Source organism: Mesorhizobium sp. Root554 (assembly GCF_001427025.1).
In the GTDB taxonomy this organism is placed as follows: domain Bacteria; phylum Pseudomonadota; class Alphaproteobacteria; order Rhizobiales; family Rhizobiaceae; genus Mesorhizobium.
Genome location: NZ_LMGA01000001.1, coordinates 188,138 through 212,757, shown reverse-complemented (window position 1 = coordinate 212,757; position 24,620 = coordinate 188,138). Strand labels below are relative to the sequence as shown.

The following is a 24,620-nucleotide window of genomic DNA, read 5'->3' as shown; positions in this document are numbered from 1 at the left end:
CCCCAATCATTTGTAAATGAAGCCGACGACGCCGTGATACCGGCCGGCGGGCTTGTCCGTCTGCATGGTGCCGTAGACGCGGTTGACGCGGCCAAGGAACATGCCCGCGCCATCGCTGGCGGGATTGAAATTATCATCCGGCTTGGCGAGGTCGTTGCGGGCGACCGGGCGTGCCAGGTAAGGCGTGATGATGATGACCAGTTCGCTTTCATTGCGGACGAAGTCGCGGCTGCGGAACAGCGTGCCGAGTACCGGAATCTTGGAGAGGCCGGGCAGGCCCTGAACGGCCTGCCGAACATCGTCACGGACGAGACCGGCGATCATCATCGACCCGCCCGAAGGCAATTCGACCGTTGTATCGGCCAGCCGCTTGCGGATCGAGAGCAGGTTCACGCCATAGGCGTTGCTCTTTGAGCCCCTGCTCGAGCCACCCTCCAGCGTCGTGGAACCTTCGGTGGTGGGTTCCGACACGGAGGTGCGGACCTTGAGGCTGATGCGCCCGGGAGACAGCACCACGGGCTGGAACTCCAGGCCGATGCCGTACTCGATCTTTTCGTTGGTGTAGACGACCTGGCCGGTATCCTTGTCGACGTTGCGGCTGGTGATGAGATTGTATTCACCGCCGACCTTGAACGTCGCCTTTTCGCCGGAAACCGCCGTCAGCGTCGGCTCGGCCAGCGTCTTCATGACGCCCGCCTGCTCCATCGCATTGACATAGGCGTCGATGGCAGAGGTGCCGAGAGCCAGCGTCGAGGCCGACAAAGGCTTGCCAAGGCCGTAGGAATTCTCGCTCAGGGCGCCCCAGCTCAAACCGTTGCTGTCGCCGCTGCCGATCATGTTGACGCCAAGCTGCTTCATGACCGAGCGGCTGACTTCGGCCACCGTCACCTTCAGCGTCACCTGGTCGTCGCCGATGATCTGCAGCAGGTTGACGATCTGGCTCTTCTGGCGTTCGGAGTCCGGGTTGTTGATGTCGACGCCGCCGTCCGAGGAGCCGCCGGAAGCGGTCTGGGAATACTGGCCCGTGGTCGCCTCACCACCGGTGACGAAGATGTTGGCAAGATCCGCTGCGCGCTTGGCGTCGAGCGGCGTCTCGACCGTTCCGGTCAGGACGACGTTGTCGTTGAGAAGCTCGACCTTGATGTCCGAATTGGGAATGAAGCGTTCCAGATAATCCTGGAGGCCGGCGACATCGCGCTCGATGGAGAGATCGAGGCTGGCGATCTGCTCGCCATTGGCGCCGAAGACGAAGATGTTGGTTTCGCCGACCGCCTTGCCGAAGAGATAGATGCGCCGCGACGTGCGGGTGACCGCATCGGCCACCGCCGGATTCGCCACCAGAATGTCATAGGCGTCGCTCGGCAGGTCGATGACCACCGATTTGTTCAATCCCACCTTGACGCGCTGCGTGGCGGCGGATGCGCTGACCTGTGTCCTGCTGGCCGCGCTGGCGTCGACAACGCCCTGTCCCGCGGTTCCGGCGAGCAGAAGGCCGACGGCAGTCGCCGCGATCAGCGGAAGCTTTCCTATTAAGATCATTTCCTTGCCCCTACTTCGGAAATCTCGCCCGACTTGATGAGACGAACGGTTCCCTTCCGTCCGTTGCCGCTGACGAGATAGTCGGCTTCGTCCGTGACCTTTTCCTGCGTGTCGGTGATCGAGCGCAGCGCCAGTGTCAGCCGGTCCGCCATCTGCTGCGCCACGGTAATGATCTCCGCCTGCTGCGGCGTCAGCTCCAGCGTGGCGGTCTGTCCGACGCGCGTCTTCTTGCCTTCCTCGTCCTCCTGGATGGTCTGGTCGATGGCCAGCACCCGGATATTCTTGAGGATTGTCTCGGTGGTGAAGCCGCTGCCGCCATTGGCTCCGTCAGCGCGGCGGGTCATGATGACATCGACATAGTCGTTGGGAAGAATGAAGCCGCCTGCCGACGTGTCCGCGGCGATCGATGTGGCGACCGCCCGGCTGCCGGAAGGCAGGATGGACGACATGAAGCTCTGTCCCTCGCCGATCAGCTTGGACCGGCGCACCGGTTCGCCCGAATACATGGCGACCCGCGCAACGGAGTCCTTCAGCTTCTCCACCGCTTCGGGTTCGTTGGCGCGGGTGATGAAATTGGCGTTGACCGCGTCGGACGGCCATGCCTGCCAGCCGATATTGCTGTCGAGCGTCGTGCCCATGCCGACATCGCCTGTCAGCGCAAGCACATCCTGCGTGACGATGGACGGCGCCTTGGGGCCTTCGGTCGCCACCTCGGTGGGCGCGGGAACCACCATGTTCTTCGCGACATAGCCGGCGCCGCCGGCAGCTGCGAAGGCTACGCCTAAAATGATCAATCGGGACGCCGGCATATCTCAAACCCCATTTGGCAAACGCCTAGCCAGCCCGGACTGTGCAGCGGCAATCGTCAAATTAGGGTTAATGCTCTGCTTACGATCATGCTTAATTTAACGTTTATTCAAATTGGAAAGAGTTAACCGCCGGGTCGCACCTGGCGCAAAGCCGAAACGAAGGCTGAGGTTGGTCCTTAACCGGCCAGGCGGCCGAGCGCCCAGATCATGAGAGGGCTGTCGGGAAAGGCAATCAGCCCGCCGACGCCAAGGGCGATGCCATACGGCACGCCGACCGATTCGTCGGCGAAATTGCTCAGGAACCGGTTGTTGCGGGTCATGATCATCAGATCCGAGTTGCGATACAAGATGATGGCCAGGGTCAGGAGACCGCCGACGAAAGCCGAAATGACCAGATACTGGATGAGCGGCATCCCGAAACCCATCCACAAGGATGTGGCGGCCAGCAATTTGGCGTCGCCGCCGCCCATGCCGCCCAGCGCGAACAGGCCGAAGGTAACCGTCAGGACCAGCGCGCCGGCTGCGATATGCCAGCCATAGGTCGCCCAATCCATGCCCGTCAGCGGCGCCACGGCCAGGAAGACGCCTGCCAAAAGCAGGGATACCCGGTTGGCGATCGTCATCGACAGCATGTCGGAAATGGCTGCAAACAACATGCAGAACGGAAAGACGACAAATATCAGAGCTTCGATCATCGGTTTCACGCACGGTTCGAAAACCAGCATATGATAAAAGAGACCCGTTAAGGATCGGTGAGCCGAACCCGTGGTTTTGCGTCTATTTCTTAAGATCGCAGCGCGACAGCCGGCTGGCTTAACCGTTGGTTCACCAATCCCGTTCATATTCCGTTGAACACTCTGCCTGTCCCGGAGATGAAGATGGCCGTGTCGAGACCGCTCCTGCTAGCTGCCGTACTTGCCGCCACGGCCTATGTGCTGCCGGCACAAGGCGGCGCCGGCATCGAAGTCACCATGAACCAGGCCAAGATCCTGAAGCTGACGCGCGCCGCCGACACCATCGTGGTCGGCAATCCGCTGATCGCCGACGCGTCGGTGCAGGACGCTTCCACCATCGTTTTGACCGGCAAGGGCTTCGGCGTGACCAATCTGGTCGTCCTGGATCGCGAAGGCAGCCCGATCATCGACGAACAGGTGACGGTGGTGCGCGAAAACGCATCGACCGTGCGCATCTACCGTCGCTCGCAGGTGCAGACAATGTCCTGCGCGCCCTATTGCGAAAGCTCGTATAAATCCGACGCCGAGAAGCAGTCCGAAGCGGAAATGAACGCCGGCCAGTGATCGGAACGACGCGGAAAACCGGTTGGTAAACCATCGGTAAAGCGCACGCGTCCAAATCTAACAATCATCCAAACCGGGCCTCAACAGGTTTCGTATAGGGTCATTCCAGATACCTTGCGACAATCGGGCAGAGGCAAAATGGACATTCTTTCGTCCCCAACGGGCGAGCGTAAAGAAAAGCGGACACGCTTGTTCAGGCGCTTCGCACGGGAACGCGACGGCAGCACGGCGATTGAGTTCGCGGTGCTTGCCATTCCCTTCTCGCTGCTGGTCTTCGCCGTCCTCGAATGCTGCATCTCGTTTGCCGCGCAGGAAGTGATGACGAACGCTACCGACAGCGTCGCGCGGCAGTTCCGCACCGGCCAGATCAAGGCAGCCGATGCCTCGGCGACCCAGGTCAAGAACCTGATCTGCGCCAAGCTCGAAATCATGGTGGCGAAGGGCTGTCCGGGACTTGAAGTCGACCTGCGGACCAAGCCGACATTCGAAGCGCTGGCGAACGCCAGCTTCGCCATCCAGAACAAGAAGATCGTCCTGCTTACCAATGGCGCAGCCGAAAGCGGCGGCTTCAAATTCGAACCCGGACTATCGACGCAGAAGAGCATGTTGCGTGTCTTCTACAAATGGCCGGTGATGACCGATTTCATGGCCAAGAGCATGGCGAATCTCGAAAACGGGGCAACCCTGCATTTCGCTTCGGCGACCTGGCAGAACGAGCCCTTCGATAACTGATCGTATCGATACCGGGGTGGAAGGTAGATAAATGTCGTTTCGTGCGGGGGCACATATCGGGCAGGCCGGCAGGACGCTTCGCGCGCTGCTGACCGGGGCAAAGCGTTTTTGCAGCGACCGCCGCGGCATCGCCGCCGTGGAATTCGCGCTGATCGCTCCGCTTCTTCTGGCGATGTATTTCGTCACCATGGAGGTGGCGCAGGCCATCGAGACCAACAAGAAAGTGAACCGCCTGAGTTCCATGGTGGCGGATCTCGTCGCGCAACAGCTCGACGTGTCGACGAACGATCTCAAAGCGATCATGAAGATTGGCGATACGACGCTGCAGCCTTATGGCCGCACCGACCCGAAGATCGTCATCACCGCGATCCAGATGACGAACGACGCCACGCCCAAGGCCAAGGTCGCATGGTCGTGGAAGGTGCAAAACGGCGCCTACAGCAAGGATGTGGCCAAAAACACGGAAACGACAGTTCCGGCCAATCTCAACATTGCCAACACGTTCCTGATCCGCGTCCAAACCGAACTCGACTACCGGCCGGTGCTGACCTGGGCTGCCGACGGCAAAAAGGCCGCCGGCCTTACAGCGGCCTTCGACAAGCTGCCGATGGAAGAGACCTATTATCTGCGCCCGCGCGTCACCAACACGATCACCTGCTCGGATTGCCCCTGACGCAGCCGCGCCTTTCCTGATGGTGGCGCGGGACAGGCGGCCTCGTCGGGATCGATCCCGCAGTTCCCTTCCCTGCCGTCGGTTCAGGCCGGAAATGGTTTGCCAAGTCTGACGTGCAATCCTATGTCTGGGCCTTAACAGGGACTGGACCATCCATGGCGCGTGCGTTCGTTTTCGTTCTCGACTCGTTCGGAATTGGCGGCGCGGGCGACGCCGACCGCTACGGCGACACGGGTTCCAACACATTCGGGCACATCGCCGAGGCATGCGCTGCTGGTCGCGGCGACCGCGATGGCCTGCGCCAGGGACCGCTGAAGCTTCCCAACATGGCAGCGCTGGGCCTGGGCGAGGCCGCCAGGATCGCTACCGGCTTCGACTTCGACGGTGGAACCGCCCTTCCCTCCTCCATCCGCGGCGCGGCGCAGGAAATATCCAACGGCAAGGATACGCCGTCCGGCCACTGGGAAATCGCCGGCCTGCCGGTGCTGTTCAACTGGGGGTATTTCCCCGAGACGATCCCCGCTTTTCCCGCCGACCTGACGGAAGCGATGATCCGCGAGGGCAAGGTGCCCGGCATTCTTGCCAACCGCCACGCCACCGGCACCGGCGTCATCGAGGACTATGGCGAAGAGCATATCCGGACGGGAATGCCCATCTGCTACACCTCCGTCGATTCCGTCATGCAGATCGCGGCGCACGAGACGCATTTCGGGCTGGAGCGGCTTTACGACTTCTGCAAGGTGGTGCGGCGGCTGGTCGACCCCCTCAACATCGGCCGCGTGATCGCCAGACCCTTCCTCGGCGAACATCCGGGCGAATTCCAGCGGACGCCCAACCGCAAGGACTTTTCGGTTCCGCCGCCCGAGCCGACCTTGCTCGACCGGCTGGTCGAGAATGGGCGCCGCGTCATCGCTATCGGCAAGATCGGCGACATCTTCGCGCACCGGGGCATTTCCGAAGTGCGCAAGGGGCCGGGAAACATGGCCATGTTCGACAAGGCGCTGGGCGCGATGGACGATGCCCGCAACGGCGACTTCGTGTTCGCCAACTTCGTCGATTTCGACACGGACTTCGGCCATCGCCGCGACGTGCCCGGCTATGCCGCCGCGCTCGAGGCGTTCGATGCGCGTATCCCCGAAGCGCTGGCCAAACTGAAGTCCGGCGACCTGTTCTTCCTGACCGCCGATCATGGCAACGATCCGACCTGGAAGGGCACCGACCACACGCGTGAGCGCATACCGGTGATCGGCTTTGCGCCCGGCCTCAAGGGCGGCGATATCGGTTTGCGGGAGACCTTCTCCGATCTCGGCGAAACAATCGCGGAGCATCTCGGAATCGCGCCCGGAAAATACGGCAAATCCTTCTACGCCGCGATCGGCGGCGATGCCTGAACTGCCGGAGGTCGAGACCGTCCGGCGCGGTCTGCAGCCGGTGATGGAAGGCGCCCGCATCGTCCGCGTCGAGGCCCGCCGTCCGGATCTGCGCTTTCCGCTACCGGAAAATTTCGCCACCCGCCTCGCCGGCCGGAAAATTCTGTCGCTGGGCCGCCGCGCCAAATATCTGACCATGCATCTTGAAGGCGGGCCGGTGCTGATCTGCCATCTCGGCATGTCGGGCTCGTTCCGCATCGAGACGGCGAACGCCAGCGAAACACCCGGCGACTTTCATCACCAACGCACGGCCGCCGGCGCGCATGACCATGTCGTCTTCGAACTCGAGCCGGCGGCAGGACCCGCGGCACGCATCGTCTTCAACGATCCGCGCCGGTTCGGCTTCATGCTTTTCGCCGAGGGCGCGCCGGACGAGCACCCGATGCTGGCAAGCCTGGGAATCGAGCCCACGGGCAACGCGCTGGACGGCCCTCTTCTCGCCGGCCTTCTGGAAGGCAGGAAAGCGCCGCTCAAGGCCGCCCTTCTCGACCAGACGCTGATCGCCGGCCTCGGCAACATCTATGTGTCGGAGGCGTTGTGGCGGGCGGGGCTTTCGCCGCTGCGCCGGGCCGGCACCATCGCCGGACCGACCAAAAGAGCGCGCGCGCATGCCGAAGGTCTTGCCGGAGCGATCCGCGCCGTCATCGCCGATGCAATCGCCGCAGGCGGCTCATCGCTGCGCGACTACAGGCAGGCGGACGGCTCGCTCGGCTACTTTCAGCACTCCTTCGCCGTCTACGACCGTGAGGGCGAGCCGTGCCCGAGACCGGGCTGCGGCGGCGCCATAAAGCGCATCGTGCAAAGCGGTCGCTCGACCTTCTATTGCCCGACCTGCCAGTATTAAATCACCTCGGTTACACGGAATACTTGTATCCGCCGGAAGCTCTCGCTACAGCGCTGGGAGAAGCGAGAGGAGCAGGACATGGACTACGAAACCATCATCGCCGAAACGCGCGGCAAGGTCGGCCTGATAACGCTGAACCGCCCCAAGGCGTTGAATGCGCTGAATTCGCAAATCCAGGCGGAAATCGTCAGGGCGGTCCAGTCGTTCGAGGCCGATGCGGCCATCGGCGCGATGGTCATCACCGGGTCCGAAAAGGCTTTCGCTGCCGGCGCCGACATCAAGGAGATGCAGGCCAAGGGCTATGTCGATGTTTACCTGGAAGACTTCTTCGTCGGCTGGGAGGAACTGACCCGCGCCCGCAAGCCGATCATCGCCGCGGTTGCGGGATACGCGCTGGGCGGCGGTTGCGAACTGGCCATGATGTGCGATTTCATCATCGCCGCCGACACCGCCAAATTCGGCCAGCCGGAAATCACGCTCGGCGTCATGCCCGGCATGGGCGGGTCGCAGCGGCTGACCCGCTTCGTCGGCAAGTCCAAGGCCATGGATATGTGCCTTACCGGCCGCATGATGGACGCCGCCGAGGCCGAACGGTCTGGCCTGGTGTCGCGGATCGTTCCGGCCGCCGAGCTTCTGGACGAGGCGTTGAAGGCCGCGGCCAGGATCGCTGCTTTCTCGCTGCCGTCCGTGATCATGAACAAGGAGGCGGTGAACCGCGCCTACGAGACAACGCTGGCCGAGGGCCTGCGGTTCGAGAAGCGGCTTTTCCACTCGATGTTCGCGCTGGAAGACCAGAAGGAAGGCATGACCGCCTTCGTCGAAAAAAGGCCGCCGAATTTCCGTAACCGCTAAGCGGCCGGTCAACCAAAAAGAACGCGGCGCGGCGTTGACGCGTCGGAAAAGCTGCACTATAAGCCGCACCAATCGAGGCGGCCGCTTGGCTGCCCGTTTGTTTTTTGCGCCCTGCGGCACGCCGCGTGCGCCCACCACTGAGATCGGAAGAGAGGCATCCATGGCCAACACCTCATCGGCCAAAAAAGCAACGCGCAAGATCGCCCGCCGCGCCGCGGTCAACAAGAACCGCCGTTCGCGCGTGCGCAACTATGTGCGCAAGGTCGAAGAGGCCCTGGCCGCTGGCGACAAGAGCGCGGCGGAAGCGGCCCTCAAGGCGGCCCAGCCGGAATTGATGCGCGCTGCGACGAAGGGCGTCCTTCACAGGAACACCGCGTCCCGCAAGGTTTCGCGCCTGGCGCATCGGCTGAAGACGCTTTCTGCGTAAACTCCACTTCGCAGTCTGGACTTTTCAAGAAACCCGGCGCTGGACGCCGGGTTTTTCTTTTGCCGGCAAGATTGCGAGATGGGTGTGCTGATTAACTCGGCGACGAAGAACGCAGGCTATTTGAAGTTTTGCCGGCATATCCTTCCCGCATAACGGGGATCGGCGCCTGAAGGATACCTGCAACTTTACAAAAGTTGACGACTAAAATCCTTTAATATCAAAAGCTTAAAGCAGGTCACTCCACAGGTTGTTCACACTGTCCCCGGATGGCGGGGGACAAGTGGCTGTCAAGAAAAATATTATAAAAAATTTCGCGCCAGCTACCGATTTTCACATTCGCCGGAAAACGTTTTGAATCACAACGGCTTTGCGGATCGGGTCCGTTCGAAGGCGGCGCCAAAGGCCCCATCAGAGACCCTGATTCGTTAAAATTGCGTTTAACTTGGCCTTGCCCTTTCGGCGCCGATTTCGTTAGTGTCTGTCCATCGAAAGGGACGGGCCTTTGGCCCTCGACCCAGCCAAAATCGTCGGCTTTCACGACGCGAAGCAATTCGCGAACGGGGTTGTGTGTTCTTTCGATGCGTGTTGGGGACTGGGGTCATTTGCATGGTGATTTAAGGGACAACGGCGTTTCGCCGGAGGGCCGTGCTTTGCCGTCAGGTGTTGGGCCTGAAGCGCAATTCATAAGTTGCGATGGCACCAGGCGTCGATAGCACGGTTGGATTTGTTGCCGGATCAAGGATGCAGGAGGCGCATCCCCGGCGACAGAACAGACGAGACAATAAGGGACATAAAAGTGCAAAGCGGCATCGACAGGAAATTGAGCGGCGACGTGCCATTTCCAGGAAATCTGGTTGGAGAGAATGGCATGGTGGCGACGACGGAAACCGATCTTCGGTTCGAACGCGTCAGGACCCAGTTGAAGGCTCGCCTGGGCAGCGAGGTCTATTCCAGCTGGTTCGGAAGAATGAAGCTGGACGAGATGTCGAAGGCCGTCGTGCGGATGTCGGTGCCCACGGCTTTCCTGCGCTCGTGGATCACCGGGCATTACCTCGATCTCATCACCGAACTGTGGAAGCAGGAAAACCCGGACCTTCTCAAGGTCGAGATCGTCGTGCGAACCGCGACCCGCCACATGCGCGCAGCGGAAGCCGAAGCCACCCCGGCGCTCAAGGCAACCAGGCAGGCGCAGACGGCGCTGTCGTCCGGAACGCTGAATGCCGCAGGCAAGCAGGAGCGCTCCGTATCGCCCCGCATTTCCAGCCCGGAGACCGAGTTCCGGCAGAGCGTGCTCGGCTCGCCACTCGATCCGCGCTATACATTCACCTCTTTCGTCGAAGGCCCCTCCAACCGCGTCGCTTTCGCGGCGGCGCGCGCCGTGGCCGAATCCGCCACAAGCGCCGTCCGCTTCAATCCGCTGTTCCTCCACGCGACGGTCGGCCTCGGCAAGACGCACCTTCTGCAGGCGATTGCCGCGGAATCGCTGCGCAACAATCCAAGATCCCGGGTCGTCTACCTGACGGCGGAGTACTTCATGTGGCGCTTCGCCACCGCCATCCGCGACAACAACGCCCTGACGCTGAAAGAGCAGCTGCGCGACATCGACCTTCTGATCATCGACGACATGCAGTTCCTGCAGGGCAAGTCGATCCAGCACGAGTTCTGCCATCTGATCAACATGCTGCTGGACAGCGCCAAGCAGGTTGTGGTGGCGGCGGACCGTCCGCCGGCTGAACTGGAATCGCTCGAGCCGCGCGTGCGCTCGCGCCTCAATGGCGGCGTGGCGCTGGAAATGTCGGCGCCCGACTTCTCCATGCGCCTCGGCATGCTGCAGATGCGGCTTGCAACAGCCAAGGTGGACGATACGTCGCTCGATTTTTCCGAAGAAATCCTGAACCACATCGCCCGCACCGTGACGGGCAGCGGACGCGAACTGGAAGGCGCTTTCAACCAGCTTTTGTTCCGCAAGTCGTTCGAGCCTCAGATCACGATCGATCGCATCGATGAAATCCTCGGCCACATCTACCGCACGGGAGAGCCGAAGCGTGTCCGCATCGAGGACATCCAGCGCATCGTGGCGCGCCACTACAATGTCTCGAAGACGGAACTGCTCTCCAACCGGCGCACGCGCACCATCGTCAAGCCGCGCCAGATAGCCATGTACCTGTCCAAGGTGATGACGCCGCGTTCGCTGCCGGAAATCGGCCGCCGCTTCGGCGGCCGGGACCACACCACGGTGCTGCATGCCGTGCGCAAGATCGAGGACCTGTCCGGCGGCGACAACACGCTGGCGCAGGAACTGGAGCTGCTCAGAAGGCTGATCAACGAGCAGGCCTGACGCGCTGAAAAAGCAGGTGGCTTCGCGGCCGCCGGCTTTATCCCCAGAAAGGCTGCCCGCCGCGCCGGAACCGACGCCGCGGGCTTGCTTTTGCAAGGCTTTTCCTGTCAGTTTGACTGGATTCTGAACGTGTTCGGATCGTTCGCGGGCCGCCGGTGATCGGGGACCCGCCTATTCATTGAAGCGAGCCTGTTTCGTCATGCGTGTTATTCTGGAACGGTCAAACCTGCTGAAGTCTCTGAACCACGTGCATCGCGTGGTGGAGCGCCGCAACACGATCCCGATTCTCTCCAACGTGCTCTTGGCGGCCGAAGGCGGCAGTCTCGAAATGAAGGCGACGGATCTCGACCTCGAGGTCACCGAGGCGACGCCCGCCAAGGTTGAACAGGGCGGCGCCACCACCGTTCCGGCGCATCTTCTCTACGATATCGTGCGCAAGCTGGCCGACGGCGCCGAAGTGATGCTGAAAACGGACGAGGACGGCAACGCCATGACGGTCGCTTCCGGCCGGTCAAGTTTCCGCCTGCAGTGCCTGCCGCAATCCGATTTTCCGGAACTCTCGGCGGGCTCGTTCTCGCATATCTTCCGGATGGATTCTGCGGGGCTCAAGGGCCTCATCGAGAAGACGCAGTTCGCGATCTCCACCGAGGAGACGCGCTATTACCTGAACGGCATCTACCTGCACACGCATGAATCGGGCGGCAAGCTCAAGCTGCGCTCGGTGGCGACCGACGGGCACCGTCTGGCGCGCGCGGAGATGGAAGCGCCGGCTGGGTCGGAAGGGATGCCCGGCATCATCATTCCGCGCAAGACCGTCAGCGAGTTGCAGAAGCTCGTCGACGATCCCGATGTCGCCGTCACCACCGAGCTTTCCGACACCAAGATCCGCTTCACCATCGGCAGCGTGGTTTTGACCTCCAAGCTGATCGACGGGACGTTCCCCGATTACCAGCGCGTCATTCCGACCGGCAACGACAAGAAGCTCGTCATCGACCGGCAGACCTTTGCCGCCGCCGTCGATCGCGTCTCCACCATCTCGTCCGAGCGCGGCCGGGCGGTAAAGCTCTCCATCGCCGAGGGGCAGGTGACGCTCGCCGTCAACAATCCGGATTCCGGCAGCGCGACGGAGGAACTGGCGGCGGACTATTCGTCCGACCCGATCGAGATCGGCTTCAACGCCCGCTATCTGCTCGATGTCGCGGCGCAGCTGACCGGCAGCGAGGCCCGCTTCATGCTGGCCGATGCCGGTTCGCCGACCCTCATCCACGACACCAGCGACGAGAACACGCTCTACGTTCTGATGCCGATGCGGGTGTAGTTTACCTTCCTGCTTGCGGGGAGGGTCGCAAACGCAGCGAGCGGGTTTGGGGTCGGCCGCATAACCTTTGCACCTGTCGAGTAGGTACTTTTTGAATACCCCCACCCCGTCTCGCGAACCTCACTTCGTTTCGTTCGCTTGCCGACCCTCCCCGCAAGGGAGAGGATAAGACGTGTCCGCCACCCATATAAGTAAGCTCACGCTTACAAACTTCCGCAACTATGCGATCCTGTCCGTCGAGCTGCGGCCGGGGCCGGTCGTGTTGACCGGCGACAATGGCGCCGGCAAGACGAACCTGCTCGAGGCCATCTCGCTGCTCACGCCGGGACGCGGGCTGCGGCGCGCCTCCTATGCCGAAATCGCGCGCGAAGGCGGCGATGGCGGCTTCGCCCTCCACGCCACGCTGGATGGGCCTGCCGGGGAAGCAGAGATCGGCACAGGCGTCATCGGCGGCGGCGACGCCGACAGCAGCCGGCGCGTTCGCATCAATGGCGCCCCTGCCCGCTCGGCCGACGCCATGCTGGAATGGCTGCGGGTGGTGTGGCTAACGCCAGCGATGGATGCGCTTTTCACCGGGCCTGCCGGGGACCGCCGGCGCTTCCTCGACCGCCTGGTGCTCGCCATCGACGCCAATCATGGCCAGCGCGCGCTCGACTACGAAAAAGCCATGCGCGGACGCAACCGGCTGCTTTCCGAAGGATCGCGCGATGGCGCCTGGTTCGACGCCATCGAGACGCAGATGGCCGAGACCGGCGTGGCGATCGCCGCCGCGCGCGCCGAAATGGTGCGGCTGCTTGCCGTCATGATCGAGAAACTGCCCGGCGACGGACCGTTTCCGCAGGCCGATATCGGTCTCGAAGGCGAGCTGGAGCAGGCTGTCACCACTCTGCCCGCCGTCGAGGTGGAGGAAAAATTCCGGCGAGCGCTGGCCGAGGGCCGCGAGCGCGACCGGGCCGCCGGCCGCACGCTGGACGGCCCGCACCGTTCCGACCTCGTGGTGCGGCACCGGCCAAAGGCGATGCCGGCGGAACTCTGCTCGACCGGCGAGCAGAAGGCGCTGCTGGTCGGCATCGTGCTCTCGCACGCGCGCCTGACCGGGGAGATGTCCGGCCTGCCGCCCATCCTCCTGCTCGACGAGATCGCCGCGCATCTCGACGCCGGACGGCGCGCGGCGCTGTTTGCGATCCTCGAAGAGCTGAACTGCCAGGCCTTCATGACGGGAACCGACGCCGCGCTGTTTTCGTCGCTCGCCGGCCGGGCGCTGTTCCTGTCGGTGGACCACGGCGCGGTTGTGGCAATGGGCTAAATCGTCATCCCGGAAACCATTTGGAGCGAAACGGAGAGCGGATATCCGGGTTACATGCCAGAACACAGGCCATGTTCCGGACTGGATCCCGGCTCAGCGCTCGCAAGCTCGCTTGGCCGGGACGACGGCGGAGTTTCCGGTCGATTTCGTTCTTGCAGAGAATTGCGGGATGACGCACCGAGACGAAACGCTCTAAAGTTCATCAATGGCCATCGCGACCCCCCTCACCGACGAAGAACTCGAACGCTATGCGCGCCACATCGTGCTGCCTGAAATCGGCGGCAGCGGGCAGCAGAAGCTGAAGCGCGCGCGGGTGCTGGTGATCGGCGCCGGCGGGCTGGGCGCGCCGGTACTGGAATATCTCGCCGCCGCCGGCGTCGGCACGCTGGGCATTGTCGATGACGACACGGTTTCGCTGTCGAACCTGCAGCGACAGGTCATCCATGGCACGGACTCCATCGGAATGGCCAAGGGCGAGAGCGCAAGACAGTCCATTGCCCGCATCAACCCGAATGTCGCGGTGGAATTGCACGATTTCCGCATGACGGCGGAAAACGCCGCTGCCCTCGTCAGGGCCTATGACATCGTCGTCGACGGCTCCGACAATTTCGAAACGCGCTATGCGGCGGCGGATGCCTGCGCGGCGGAGAAAAAGCCGCTGGTCCATGCCGCGGTCGGTCGTTTCGACGGATCCCTGACTGTGCTGAAGCCGTTCGAGACCGGCGCGGACGGACAGCCCAATCCCTCCTATCGCGACCTCTTCCCGGAAGCCCCGCCGGCGGGGCTGGTGCCGTCCTGCGCCGAGGCCGGCGTGCTCGGGGCGCTGACCGGCGTCATCGGCACGCTGCAGGCGATGGAAGCGATCAAGCTCATCACCGGCATCGGCGAGCCGCTTGTCGGGCGGCTGCTGCTCTATGACGCGCTGGCCGCCCGCTTCGACACGATCCGCTACAAAAGCCATCGGCCGTGACCCTGCAGCTTACCGTGGAAGAGAGTGCAATCGCCGGCGGCCGCGATGGCCAGGGCGCGGCCATGGCGATGCGCATCGTCGCGACCAGCGCGAGCCTGCTCGGCGCGCCTCGGCTCATCCCGATACAGTCCGCACATATAGACGGCGCGCTCTATCACGGGGATTCCGGCACGCTGTTAGCCGAGCGGCTGGTTGCGGGCGGCGCCCGGGTAAAAGTGCGCTCGACGCTCAATGTCGGCGCGCTGGACCTGACCGGCTGTTCGCATGTGCGGCTGGCCGAGCCGCGGCGCGGCATGGCGCGGCGCATGATGGAAGCTTACCGCGAACTCGGCTGCGAACAGAGCTGGACCTGCGCACCCTACCAGGCCGGGCACAGGCCGGCATTCGGCACCGACGTCGCCTGGGGCGAGTCCAACGCCGTGGTGTTCTGCAATTCGGTGCTCGGCGCGCGCACCAACCGCTACGGCGATTTCCTCGACATCGCCTGCGCCATTGCCGCCCGCGCGCCGGATTATGGGCTGCACAGGCAAGAGAACCGCGGAGCCCGCCTGGTGTTCGATGTATCCGCCCTGCCTCGCACATTCCTCGACTCCGAGATCGCCTGGCCGGTGCTCGGTTCTCTCTACGGTCGCGAAGTGGGCGACGCAGTCGGCGTCATCGCCGGCATGGCCGGCCATCCGGGCGAGGATGCGCTGAAAGCGTTCGGCGCGGCCGCCGCGTCTTCCGGGGCGGTAGGCCTGTTCCACATCGCCGGCATCACACCGGAAGCCCCCGACCTGGAGACCGCGCTGGGCGGCAAACCGGCGGACATGACGATCCAGGTGACTCCAGCCATGGTGGCGGATGCGCGGGCAAGGCTATCGACCACCGTGGCCCCGGACCAGATCGACGCCGTCGCCATCGGCAGCCCGCATCTTTCGCTGGCCGAATTCGTCGCGCTGGAGCGGCTGCTCGCCGGGCGCCGGCTGCGCGTGCCTCTCTATGCCTGCACCGGACGTCACGTCGTGACCGAACTCGACAGGCAGGGCCGGCGCGAGGCGCTGGAAGCGGCGGGCGTGACGGTCGTCGCCGACACCTGCGTGGTGGTGACGCCCATCCTGGCCGAACGTTCGGGCGGGGTGCTGATGACCAATTCCGGCAAGTTCGCGCATTATGCGCCAGGCAACACCGGCTATGCGGTGCTTTACGGTTCGCTGGCGGAATGCGTGGAAAGCGCGGTGGCGGGACGGCCAGTGTTTCTGGATCTTGCCGGGCAAGAGTGGCGCACCCCCACCCCTTACCCCTCCCCTCAAGAGGGAGGGGAACTCGGTCGTATTTCCACCACGGCTCAAGAGCCCGCAAGTTTGCAGGGCACCTCGGCAGCGAGGTCCTCCTCCCCCTTGAGGGGTGGGGGTGTGCAGACCGAACCAGCCAAGGGGAACCTTCAAGGTAATGGCGCCACAGCCCAAATCCTCGTGTCCGGCGCTCCCGGCACCGGCGAGGCCCTCATCCTCACCGCGCCGATCAGCTTCTGGGGCGGGGTCGATCCGGCCAGCGGGTGCATCGCCGACGTCCGCCACCCGCAATGCGGCGAGAGTGTTTCAGGCCGCGTGCTGTTCCTGCCCGGCACGATCGGTTCGTCCTCGGCGTCCGCCGTTCTGCTGGAACTCGCCCATAACGGCCACGCGCCGGCGGCGCTGGTGCTGCATGAGCCGGACGCCATCCTGCTGCTCGGCCTCATCGTCGCGCGGGAAATGGACTGGCCGACGCCGATGGCAGTGAGATTGGATCGGGCGAGGTTTGAGACCTTCAAGATGACCACCGTCTCCGTGGCCGTCGATGGATCCATGACCCTGGCAAACGGAGGTGGGCTTGGCCGTCGTAAGTGAAACGAGTGTCACCTTCCGACTCCTTGGAGATGAATTGGACCCCGACGAGGTGACGTCCCTGCTAGGTGTCCAGCCAAGTGACTCTCGGAGGAAAGGCGGCACTTGGCACACGCCTAAGGGCAAACCAATGATTGCACGCACGGGTAGATGGTCGCTCGAAATCGCGAGGGCTGTTCCCGGAGACCTCAGCACGCAGATTCGCCAGCTTCTCGGCAGGATGACAGACGATCTAAGTATTTGGCGCGATTTGACTTCGCGCTTCGAGGCAGACTTTTTTTGCGGGCTTTGGCTCAATCGCTGGAATGAAGGCGAAGTCTTGATGCCGGACGTGCTGCTGATGCTTGGCCAACGCAATATCAAACTTGAGCTGGACATCTATTCCGGCAATGACGACGGGTAGCGAAGAGTTCCAGGCGAACAACCGGCCTAGGTTCGAAGCGGCAAGACCCGATCGGGCGGGCGGTGGCCGTCGAAGAAGGCGCGGATGTTGATGATGACCTTCTCGCCCATGTCGATGCGGCCCTCCAGCGTGGCCGAACCCATATGCGGCAAAAGCACCACCTTGCCCTTGTTGGCGAGCTTGAGCAGCTTGGTGTTCAGCGCCGGCTCGTGCTCGTAAACGTCCAGGCCGGCGCCGGCGATCTTGCTGTCCTGGATGAGCTTCACCAAAGACTCCTCGTCGATGATGTCGCCGCGCGCCGTGTTGACGAGATAGGCGGTGGGCTGCATCAGCGCCAGCCGCCGCGCCGACAGCAGATGAAACGTCGCAGGCGTCGAAGGACAATTGACCGAGATGATGTCCATGCGGGCCAGCATCTGGTCGAGGCTTTCCCAATAGGTGGCTTCCAGCTCGTCCTCCACCGCCGGCAGGACGCGATGGCGGTTGTGATAGTGGATCGACAGGCCGAAGGCCTTGGCGCGGCGCGCCACCGCCGTGCCGATGCGACCCATGCCGACAATGCCGAGGCGCTTGCCCCAGATGCGGCGACCGAGCATCCAGGTCGGCGACCAGCCCGCCCATTTCTTGTCCCCGGTGAGCACGTTGGCGCCTTCCGCCAGACGGCGCGGCACCGCCAGCATCAGCGCCATGGTCATGTCGGCCGTGTCCTCGGTCAGCACGTTTGGCGTGTTGGTGACGGTAATGCCCTTCTTGGCGGCGGCGCTGACATCGATCTTGTCGACGCCGTTGCCGAAATTGGCGATCAGTTTCAGGTTCTCGCCAGCCTGGGCGATCAAGGCGGCGTCGATATTGTCTGTGACTGTCGGGACGAGAACGTCCGCCTCCTTGACCGCCGCCACAAGCTCGGGCTGCGTCATCGGCCGGTCGTCGACATTCAGCCGCGCATCGAACAGCTCGCGCATCCGCGTTTCGACCGGGTCAGGCAGCTTGCGCGTGATGACGACCAGAGGTTTCTTTTTGCCGGCCATTCCTGCCCTCGATGCGGGTCTGTTGAGACCTCTTTAACCAAGACAGGCGAAACTGCAAATCGGTCGCGCCTCCCAGTCTCATGTAACAAGCGCGACCGCCGAAGACAAAGAAAAAGGGGCGCCGGGCCACGGGCTGCGGCGCATGACGAGGGAAATACAGTGTCCGCTTTCGCGTCGCTTCGCCTGGCAACGTGCGCTGCCCTTCTCGGGGCGATCCTGATTTCACCGCAGGCTTCCGCCCAGAGCGCTGCGGCGCAGAGCGTGACGCTCGGTCCCAGCGGCCTGCCCCTGCCCCGTTTCGTCAGCCTGAAATCGGCGCGCGTCAATTCGCGGGTCGGCCCCGGCGTCAATTATTCGGTCGACTGGATGTACACCAAGGCCGGCCTGCCGATGGAGATCGTCCAGGAATACGACACCTGGCGGCGGGTGCGCGATGCCGACGGCTCGGAAGGCTGGATCAACCAGTCGCTCCTCTCGGGCAAGCGCACGGCAATCATCGCGCCGTGGCAGCGCGGCGACAAAACCCAGATCAACCTGCTGGACGACAAGGACAAGAACGCCGCGGTCGTCGCGGTGGTCGAGCCGGGCGTGATCGGCAGGATCAAGTCCTGCGACGGCCAGTGGTGCGAGATGGTGCTGGGCGGACACACGGGCTGGCTCAGCCAGTCGCTGGTCTGGGGCGCCTATCCGGGAGAGCTGGTCAAGGATTGAGGCTTGGGGCCCGAGGTCGGCGAACTTACGCCGCTCACGCCTTAAACGGAGCCGTCAAACCGGACGGCGCGGCCGCAATCTCACAATGATATCGACATTGGCGATTTCCATGCCTTCGGGCGCCTGCGGCAGGTTCGTGACCTGCACGGGGCCGCCCGATATGTCGAATATCCGGTTCTCGCCTTCGATATAGAAATGGTGATGGTCCGAGGTGTTGGTGTCGAAATAGGTCTTTGCGCCTTCGACAGCCAGGATGCGCAGAAGCCCTGCCTGGGTGAACTGGTGCAGCGCGTTGTAGACGGTGGCCAGCGAAACAGGCACGCCGGCCGCCAGAGCCTCTTCGTGAAGCTCCTCGGCCGCAAGGTGGCGGTCGCCCTTGGCGAACAGCAGATCGGCCAGCGCGATGCGCTGACGCGTTGGCCGCAGACCGGCCTCCCTGACCCTTTTCGCTACCGACACCGCTTCGCTCCGGGCACTCGAATCCACCTGGGTTTTCAACCCATACCTCCTCATTGCGCCTCCTGAACGACGGAAATCCGGCGAAAAGCAGACGCCAGGCGCATCCGGACATATATTCTGTCGGCGGGATGCGATCAATAGCGCGCATTGACCCGTGGGAAAGGTCGCGGTACAGCCTCCGTTCGACGCGGCGGCGGTTTTCCGCGCCCGGCAGACTGTGTTACGACAGCCAAGGGACAAGGGCGCACCACGCCCGAAGCATGACGGGGAAGACGCTGATGGCGGTTGCAAAATCCAGCTACGACTATGAAGAGCTGCTTGCATGTGCGCGCGGCGAACTGTTCGGGCCGGGCAATGCACAGCTTCCCTATCCGCCGATGCTGATGTTCGACCGCATCACCGAAATCAGCGAGACCGGCGGCGCCTTCGACAAGGGCTTCATCCGCGCCGAATTCGACATCAAGCCGGACCTTTGGTTCTTTCCCTGTCATTTCATCGGCAACCCGATCATGCCCGGCTGCCTCGGCCTCGACGCCATGTGGCAGTTGACCGGCTTCTACCTTGGCTGGCTCGGCGAACCCGGCAAGGGCATGGCGCTTTCGACCGGCGAAGTGAAGTTCAAGGGCATGGTCACGCCTTCGGTCAAGAAGGTGGAATATGGCGTCGATTTCAAGCGCGTTATGCGCGGGCGTCTGGTGCTGGGCATCGCCGATGGCTGGCTCAAGGCGGATGGCGAACCCATATACGCGGCAACCGACCTCAAGGTCGGCTTGTCCAAGCAGTCGGCCGCCTGACGGCCGCGACCATTTCACGAGGAGCGCAGCATGAGACGAGTCGTAGTGACGGGCCTCGGCATCGTGTCGTCCATCGGCAACGATGCCGGCGAGGTTATGGCTTCGCTGCGCGATGCGAAGTCGGGCATCACCCGGTCCGAATCCTTCGCCGAACACGGCTTCCGCTGCCAGGTGTGGGGGGCCCCGACGCTCGATCCGACCGATCTGGTCGATCGCCGCGCAGCGCGCTTCCTGTCGCAGGGCGGCATGTGGAACCACGTCGCCATGAAGCAGGCGATCGCCGATTCCGGTCTCGAGGAGAGCGACATCTCCGGCAATGAGCGCACCGGCATCATCATGGGTTCGGGCGGTCCCTCCACTCACACGATCGTCGAGGCCGCCGACATCACGCGCAAGAACAACAGCCCCAAGCGCATCGGCCCGTTCGCGGTGCCGAAGGCCATGTCGTCGACCGCGTCGGCGACGCTGGCGACCTGGTTCAAGATCCACGGCGTCAACTATTCGATCTCGTCCGCCTGCTCGACCTCGGCGCATTGCATCGGCAATGCCGCCGAGATGATCCAGTGGGGCAAGCAGGACATCATGTTCGCCGGCGGCCACGAGGATCTCGACTGGACGATGTCGAACCTGTTCGACGCCATGGGCGCCATGTCTTCCAAGCACAACGACACGCCTTCGAACGCCTCGCGCGCCTATGACGTCAGTCGCGACGGCTTCGTCATCGCCGGCGGCGCCGGCGTGCTGGTGCTGGAAGAGCTTGAGCACGCCAAGGCGCGCGGCGCCAAGATCCACGCCGAGATCGTCGGCTATGGCGCGACCTCGGACGGCTACGACATGGTCGCCCCGTCGGGCGAAGGCGCGATCCGCTGCATGCGGCAGGCGCTGGCGACCGTTAAGGGCCCGGTGGATTACATCAACACCCATGGAACTTCCACGCCGGTTGGCGATTCCAAGGAGATGGGTGCCATTCGCGAGGTGTTCGGCGACAACATGCCGAACATAACCTCAACCAAATCCTTGACCGGCCATTCGCTCGGCGCCGCCGGCGTGCAGGAATCGATCTATTCGATCCTGATGATGCAAGGCGGCTTCATCGGCGAGAGCGCCCATATCGAAAACCTCGATCCGGAATTCGAAGGCATGCCGATCGTGCGCAAGCGCATCGACAACGCCAGGATCGACACGGCGCTCTCCAATTCCTTCGGGTTCGGTGGCACCAACGCGACGCTCGTTTTCCAGCGCTATTCGGCATAAGGACCACTTGCCATGGAAGCACTGATGAAAGGCAAGCGCGGCCTCGTCATGGGGGTCGCCAACGATCATTCCATCGCCTGGGGCATCGCCAAGAAGCTCGCCGAACAAGGCGCGGACCTCGCCTTCTCCTACCAGGGCGAGGCTTTCGGCCGCCGCGTGATTCCCCTGGCCGAGCAGGTGAACGCGTCTCTGATCGTGCCCTGCGACGTCGAGGACAGCAACTCCGTGGCGGTGATGTTCGAAGCGCTGAACCAGCACTGGGGCGGGCTCGACTTCATTGTCCACGCCATCGGCTTTTCCGACAGGAACGAGCTGAAGGGCCTCTACGCCGATACCACGCGCGACAATTTCGTCCGCACAATGGTGATCTCCTGCTACTCCTTCACCGAGATTGCCCGGCACGCCGCCGCCTTGATGAAAAACGGCGGCTCGATGATTACGCTGACCTATGCCGGTTCGGTGCGGGTGATGCCCAACTACAATGTGATGGGCGTCGCCAAGGCGGGCCTCGAAGCCAGTGTCCGCTACCTCGCCAATGACTACGGTCCGCGCGGCATCCGCGTGAACGGCATTTCGGCCGGGCCGGTGCGTACGCTGGCTGGCGCCGGCATCGCCGATGCGCGGCACATGTTCAGCTACCAGCAGCGCAACTCGCCGCTGCGGCGCACCGTCACCATCGACGAGGTGGGTAACTCGGCGCTGTACCTGCTGTCGGGTCTGTCATCGGGCGTGACGGGCGAAATCCACTATGTCGATTCCGGCTATCACATCGTGTCGATGCCGACGCTGGACGAGCTCAAACGGACCGATGGCGGCCGCGAATAGGTCGCAAATCAGACGTTTGAACTACAATTTCCGAATTTAAGCCCGGTCTCATAAAATTCGACGGAATGGCGGAAAGCCATTTTAAGGGGATTTCCTGTAGCAATTCCCGGAACTTGGGGACTTGCGGGACAATGTCAGCGACGGGCAATCCGAATCGCACGCCGACTTTCAGGCTGTTGACCATAGCCAGCTCTGGCTTTGGCAGCTTCATTCTGGGCCTGTGGGGCCTGCATATCGGGCTCGGCGGCGATGTGGCCCTGATGCCGGTGCAGACGATCGGCGGCGTCATCGCGGCGCTGTGCGCCCTGACGGCGGCGACCGCGGCCATGTCCTTCTTCGCCGGCGTCGATGAATCCGCCGACTATGTGTTCAAGGAAACCCATTTCGACAAGATGACCGGCGTGCTGACACGCACCGCCATGGTCGGACAGGTCGCCGGGGCCGCATCGGCCACCATCAGGTCTGGCAAGCCGGTCTTCCTGGTGGATATCGACATAGACCGCTTCAAGCCGATCAACGACAGCATAGGCTACAGCGCCGGCGACGAGCTGATCCGCCTTTTCGTCGAGCGGTTGAAAAGCCTGGCGCCGGAAGGTGCGCTGATCGGACGCCTGGGCGCCGGCGAATTCGCCGTCTTGCTCCACGACGACAAGATACCGGGTTCTCTGGACACGCTGCTCGACATGCTGATCGAGCGGCTGCAGCAGCCTTACCAGCTGAAATCGCATCTGCAGACGATCAGCGTTTCAATCGGAATCGTCGCCATGCCGAAGGACGGGCTCGATCCGACTCTGATCCTGCGGCGTTCGAACCTGGCGCTGCAATATGCGCGCAGCAGCGGCTCCGGCAACTGGGCGGTGTTCGATCCCGACATGGGGCGGGTGGCGGACTACCGGCAATGGGTCGAGTCCGAGCTGAAGACAGCCTTCGACCGCGGCGATTTCGAACTTTACTACCAGCCGCAACTCGATCTGCTCCGTGGCAACATCGTCGGCTACGAAGCGCTCATCCGCTGGAACCACCCCGAACGCGGCATGATCCCGCCGATGGAGTTCATTCCGATCGCCGAGGAAACCGGCATGATCGGTCCTATCGGCGAATGGGTTCTGCGCAAGGCTTGCATCGACGCACGCCAACTGCCCGACGATTGTTTCGTGGCCGTGAACATCTCGCCCGTCCAGTTCATGAACAGGGATTTCGTCCAGTTCGTGCGTGCAACGATGGACAGTACCGGCATCAAGCCATCGCGGCTGGAGCTGGAAGTGACCGAAACCGCGATGGTGCAGGACCGCGACCGCGCCGCGATCATCTTCAAGGAATTGTCGGATATGGGGGTTTCGGTTGCCGTCGACGATTTCGGCACCGGCTATTCGAACCTGAGCTATCTGATCGATTTCTCATTCAGCAAGCTCAAGATCGACCGCTCCTTCGTCAGCCGCATGGAGTCGGACGCCAATTCGGGAGCCGTGGTGTCGACCATTGTCGGTCTATCGCGGGCGCTCGGGGTCAGCATCATCGCGGAAGGCGTCGAAACCGAAAGACAGGCCACGCTGCTCAGGGCGGCGGGGTGCGATGTCGTCCAGGGCTTCCTGTTTGGCGAGCCGGCTCCGCTGCCCATCGAGACCGAGAAGTCATACACGCCCTACCCCGCACGGCTGCCGCGGGTCGCCAACCTGCACTAACCTACGCCAGCATCAACGCCGCGCGGTCAGCACCTTGAAGCTGGAGTCCCCCGCGATCTCGGCGCAGTTAGCAAAGCTAGCGGACACCACAGCCTCATAGGGAAGCCGCCGGTTGGCGACCATGACCAGCCTGCCGCCGCCTTTCAGCGCCTTCGCCGCGGCGCGGATCATGCCGGCGCCGATTTCCGGTTCCGTCGCGCGGCCGCGGTGGAACGGCGGGTTCATGACGATGGCGTCGTAGCGGCGCGTGACCTGTTCCCGCAGCAAATCGGTCCAGAAAAAACCCGGCTGGAACCTGGCCGGGCGGATATTGGCCTTTGCCGCCTCCAGCGCGTCATAGTCCGCCTCGTAAAGGTCGAGAGCAGCGATTTCGGGAATTCGACGCAGGATTTCCGCCGACAGATAGCCCCAGCCGGCGCAGAAGTCGGCCACCTGCCCCGACAGTTTCGGCAGGTTTTCCGCCAGCAGCCTCGACCCCGGATCGACCCGGTCGAAGGAAAACATGCCGGGCGCGGTATGAAAGCGGCCTTCGACAAGCAGCGCCGGATTGGCGGCGCGCAGAGGTTTCATCACCGAGGCAGCCTCCGCCGGGACGCGGAACCAGAAAGCGATGCCGTGATATTTCGGCAGCGAGCCTTCCAGCTCGATCAATTCGCCCAATCGCTTGCGCAGGCTGGCGACGCCGTCATCCTTGCTGCCGGCGACAACGATCAACGCGCCCGCCGCCGTGCGCTCCATCGCTTCGGCGATGCGCAATTCGTTCTGGCCGCGATGACGGCCGGCGAGGATCAAGGCCATGTCGTAGCCCGTTCCCTCGGCGCGCGGCGTCAATGCATGGCCGGCCCGTTCAAGCCCGAGAAAATCAGGACGAAAGCCCTGTATGGCGTCAATCGCACCGCCCCATCCTTCCGGCAGGCGAAAGCCCGGTTCGGCGCCAAGGAAGAGGGTGCGCGCGCCTTCGGCGGGCGCTGCCAGCATCTCCGTTTCGAAGGGATGAAAAAGGGTTTTCAGGACATCCGAAATCATGGCGGCGATCTCCACCCTCCCCCTTGTGGGGAGGGTC

The 24,620-nt window shown here is 63.2% G+C and carries 24 protein-coding genes and 1 pseudogene; 19 read left to right on the top strand and 6 right to left on the bottom strand.

Translation table 11 applies throughout. The features are described 5' to 3' along the window. Window positions 1-6: 6 nt before the first annotated feature. The 3 genes from ASD44_RS01015 to ASD44_RS01005 all read right to left on the bottom strand — a co-directional run bounded on the left by ASD44_RS01015 (window position 7) and on the right by ASD44_RS01005 (window position 3,043). Entirely contained in the window at window positions 7-1,539 is a 1,533-nt protein-coding gene (locus ASD44_RS01015; protein ID WP_056107580.1) for a type II and III secretion system protein family protein, read from the bottom strand. Continuing rightward, the gene (gene cpaB, locus ASD44_RS01010) at window positions 1,536-2,348 is read right to left on the bottom strand and encodes a Flp pilus assembly protein CpaB (protein ID WP_056107577.1); all 813 of its coding nucleotides are present in this window, start codon (window positions 2,346-2,348) and stop codon (window positions 1,536-1,538) included. Before cpaB ends, ASD44_RS01015 begins: the two co-directional genes overlap by 4 nt. 176 nt (window positions 2,349-2,524) lie before the next feature. Next, window positions 2,525-3,043: a prepilin peptidase gene (locus ASD44_RS01005; RefSeq protein ID WP_056115182.1), complete on the bottom strand. Its 519-nt coding sequence runs from the start codon at window positions 3,041-3,043 to the stop codon at window positions 2,525-2,527. 183 nt (window positions 3,044-3,226) lie between these two features. Here ASD44_RS01005 and ASD44_RS01000 point away from each other — a divergent pair, with 183 nt between their 5' ends. The 14 genes and pseudogenes from ASD44_RS01000 to ASD44_RS00940 all read left to right on the top strand — a co-directional run bounded on the left by ASD44_RS01000 (window position 3,227) and on the right by ASD44_RS00940 (window position 16,804). Beyond that, window positions 3,227-3,646 carry a pilus assembly protein N-terminal domain-containing protein gene (locus ASD44_RS01000; protein ID WP_056115179.1) on the top strand — a complete coding sequence of 140 codons (420 nt, stop codon included), beginning with the start codon at window positions 3,227-3,229 and terminating at the stop codon, window positions 3,644-3,646. Between the two features lie 138 nt (window positions 3,647-3,784). Beyond that, window positions 3,785-4,378, top strand: a complete 594-nt coding sequence (locus ASD44_RS00995; RefSeq protein WP_056107575.1) for a TadE/TadG family type IV pilus assembly protein — start codon at window positions 3,785-3,787, stop codon at window positions 4,376-4,378. A 31-nt stretch (window positions 4,379-4,409) separates the two neighbouring features. Then, a complete protein-coding gene (locus tag ASD44_RS00990; protein ID WP_056107573.1) occupies window positions 4,410-5,051 on the top strand; it encodes a TadE/TadG family type IV pilus assembly protein in 642 nt (213 codons plus the stop codon). Between the two features lie 155 nt (window positions 5,052-5,206). Beyond that, entirely contained in the window at window positions 5,207-6,442 is a 1,236-nt protein-coding gene (locus ASD44_RS00985; protein ID WP_056107569.1) for a phosphopentomutase, read from the top strand. Beyond that, the gene (mutM, locus tag ASD44_RS00980; RefSeq protein WP_056107566.1) at window positions 6,435-7,325 is read left to right on the top strand and encodes a bifunctional DNA-formamidopyrimidine glycosylase/DNA-(apurinic or apyrimidinic site) lyase; all 891 of its coding nucleotides are present in this window, start codon (window positions 6,435-6,437) and stop codon (window positions 7,323-7,325) included. The genes ASD44_RS00985 and mutM overlap by 8 nt, the downstream gene beginning before the upstream one ends. Window positions 7,326-7,403: 78 nt before the next feature. Next, window positions 7,404-8,177 (top strand): enoyl-CoA hydratase, encoded by a 774-nt coding sequence (locus ASD44_RS00975; RefSeq protein WP_056107563.1) that lies wholly within the window; start codon window positions 7,404-7,406, stop codon window positions 8,175-8,177. A gap of 160 nt (window positions 8,178-8,337) precedes the next feature. Then, window positions 8,338-8,604 carry a 30S ribosomal protein S20 gene (rpsT, locus tag ASD44_RS00970; RefSeq protein WP_056107560.1) on the top strand — a complete coding sequence of 89 codons (267 nt, stop codon included), beginning with the start codon at window positions 8,338-8,340 and terminating at the stop codon, window positions 8,602-8,604. 796 nt (window positions 8,605-9,400) lie between these two features. Further along, a complete protein-coding gene (gene dnaA / locus ASD44_RS00965; RefSeq protein ID WP_056107556.1) occupies window positions 9,401-10,942 on the top strand; it encodes a chromosomal replication initiator protein DnaA in 1,542 nt (513 codons plus the stop codon). A 199-nt stretch (window positions 10,943-11,141) separates the two neighbouring features. Beyond that, the gene (dnaN, locus tag ASD44_RS00960) at window positions 11,142-12,260 is read left to right on the top strand and encodes a DNA polymerase III subunit beta (RefSeq protein ID WP_056107553.1); all 1,119 of its coding nucleotides are present in this window, start codon (window positions 11,142-11,144) and stop codon (window positions 12,258-12,260) included. A gap of 172 nt (window positions 12,261-12,432) precedes the next feature. Further along, entirely contained in the window at window positions 12,433-13,566 is a 1,134-nt protein-coding gene (gene recF, locus ASD44_RS00955) for a DNA replication/repair protein RecF (RefSeq protein ID WP_056107550.1), read from the top strand. Window positions 13,567-13,771: 205 nt separating this feature from the next. Next, complete coding sequence (locus ASD44_RS00950) at window positions 13,772-14,536, top strand: molybdopterin-synthase adenylyltransferase MoeB (RefSeq protein WP_056107547.1); 765 nt, start codon at window positions 13,772-13,774, stop codon at window positions 14,534-14,536. Beyond that, window positions 14,533-15,735, top strand: a pseudogene (locus ASD44_RS18840) (aconitase X catalytic domain-containing protein); the annotation flags it as partial. The gene ASD44_RS00950 and the pseudogene ASD44_RS18840, both read left to right, overlap by 4 nt. Window positions 15,736-15,984: 249 nt before the next feature. Beyond that, window positions 15,985-16,404: a DUF126 domain-containing protein gene (locus tag ASD44_RS18835; RefSeq protein WP_082542534.1), complete on the top strand. Its 420-nt coding sequence runs from the start codon at window positions 15,985-15,987 to the stop codon at window positions 16,402-16,404. After that, window positions 16,382-16,804, top strand: a complete 423-nt coding sequence (locus ASD44_RS00940; RefSeq protein ID WP_156459731.1) for a DUF4279 domain-containing protein — start codon at window positions 16,382-16,384, stop codon at window positions 16,802-16,804. Before ASD44_RS18835 ends, ASD44_RS00940 begins: the two co-directional genes overlap by 23 nt. Before the next feature lie 26 nt (window positions 16,805-16,830). On the opposite strand, the gene ASD44_RS00935 is transcribed toward ASD44_RS00940, so the two are convergent. After that, window positions 16,831-17,832, bottom strand: coding sequence for a D-glycerate dehydrogenase (locus tag ASD44_RS00935; protein ID WP_056107545.1), 1,002 nt, complete (start codon window positions 17,830-17,832; stop codon window positions 16,831-16,833). Between the two features lie 159 nt (window positions 17,833-17,991). Between ASD44_RS00935 and ASD44_RS00930 the strand changes: the two genes are divergently transcribed. Beyond that, window positions 17,992-18,543, top strand: a complete 552-nt coding sequence (locus tag ASD44_RS00930) for an SH3 domain-containing protein (protein WP_056107542.1) — start codon at window positions 17,992-17,994, stop codon at window positions 18,541-18,543. Between the two features lie 54 nt (window positions 18,544-18,597). Here ASD44_RS00930 and irrA read toward each other — a convergent pair whose 3' ends face one another. Next, window positions 18,598-19,056, bottom strand: coding sequence for an iron response transcriptional regulator IrrA (gene irrA, locus ASD44_RS00925; RefSeq protein WP_056107539.1), 459 nt, complete (start codon window positions 19,054-19,056; stop codon window positions 18,598-18,600). A 224-nt stretch (window positions 19,057-19,280) separates the two neighbouring features. On the opposite strand from irrA, the gene fabA reads away from it, so the two are divergent. From fabA to ASD44_RS00905, 4 genes are all read left to right on the top strand, one after another. Next, on the top strand, window positions 19,281-19,796 hold the full coding sequence (gene fabA / locus ASD44_RS00920; RefSeq protein WP_056115172.1) for a 3-hydroxyacyl-[acyl-carrier-protein] dehydratase FabA: 516 nt from the start codon (window positions 19,281-19,283) through the stop codon (window positions 19,794-19,796). Window positions 19,797-19,826: 30 nt separating this feature from the next. After that, a complete protein-coding gene (fabB, locus tag ASD44_RS00915) occupies window positions 19,827-21,050 on the top strand; it encodes a beta-ketoacyl-ACP synthase I (protein WP_056107536.1) in 1,224 nt (407 codons plus the stop codon). Window positions 21,051-21,062: 12 nt separating this feature from the next. Next, window positions 21,063-21,875, top strand: coding sequence for an enoyl-ACP reductase FabI (fabI, locus tag ASD44_RS00910; protein WP_056107533.1), 813 nt, complete (start codon window positions 21,063-21,065; stop codon window positions 21,873-21,875). 131 nt (window positions 21,876-22,006) lie between these two features. Continuing rightward, on the top strand, window positions 22,007-23,557 hold the full coding sequence (locus ASD44_RS00905; protein WP_056107531.1) for a bifunctional diguanylate cyclase/phosphodiesterase: 1,551 nt from the start codon (window positions 22,007-22,009) through the stop codon (window positions 23,555-23,557). Window positions 23,558-23,569: 12 nt separating this feature from the next. Here ASD44_RS00905 and ASD44_RS18895 read toward each other — a convergent pair whose 3' ends face one another. Beyond that, entirely contained in the window at window positions 23,570-24,127 is a 558-nt protein-coding gene (locus ASD44_RS18895) for a class I SAM-dependent methyltransferase (protein ID WP_348271190.1), read from the bottom strand. Window positions 24,128-24,620: the final 493 nt, after the last annotated feature.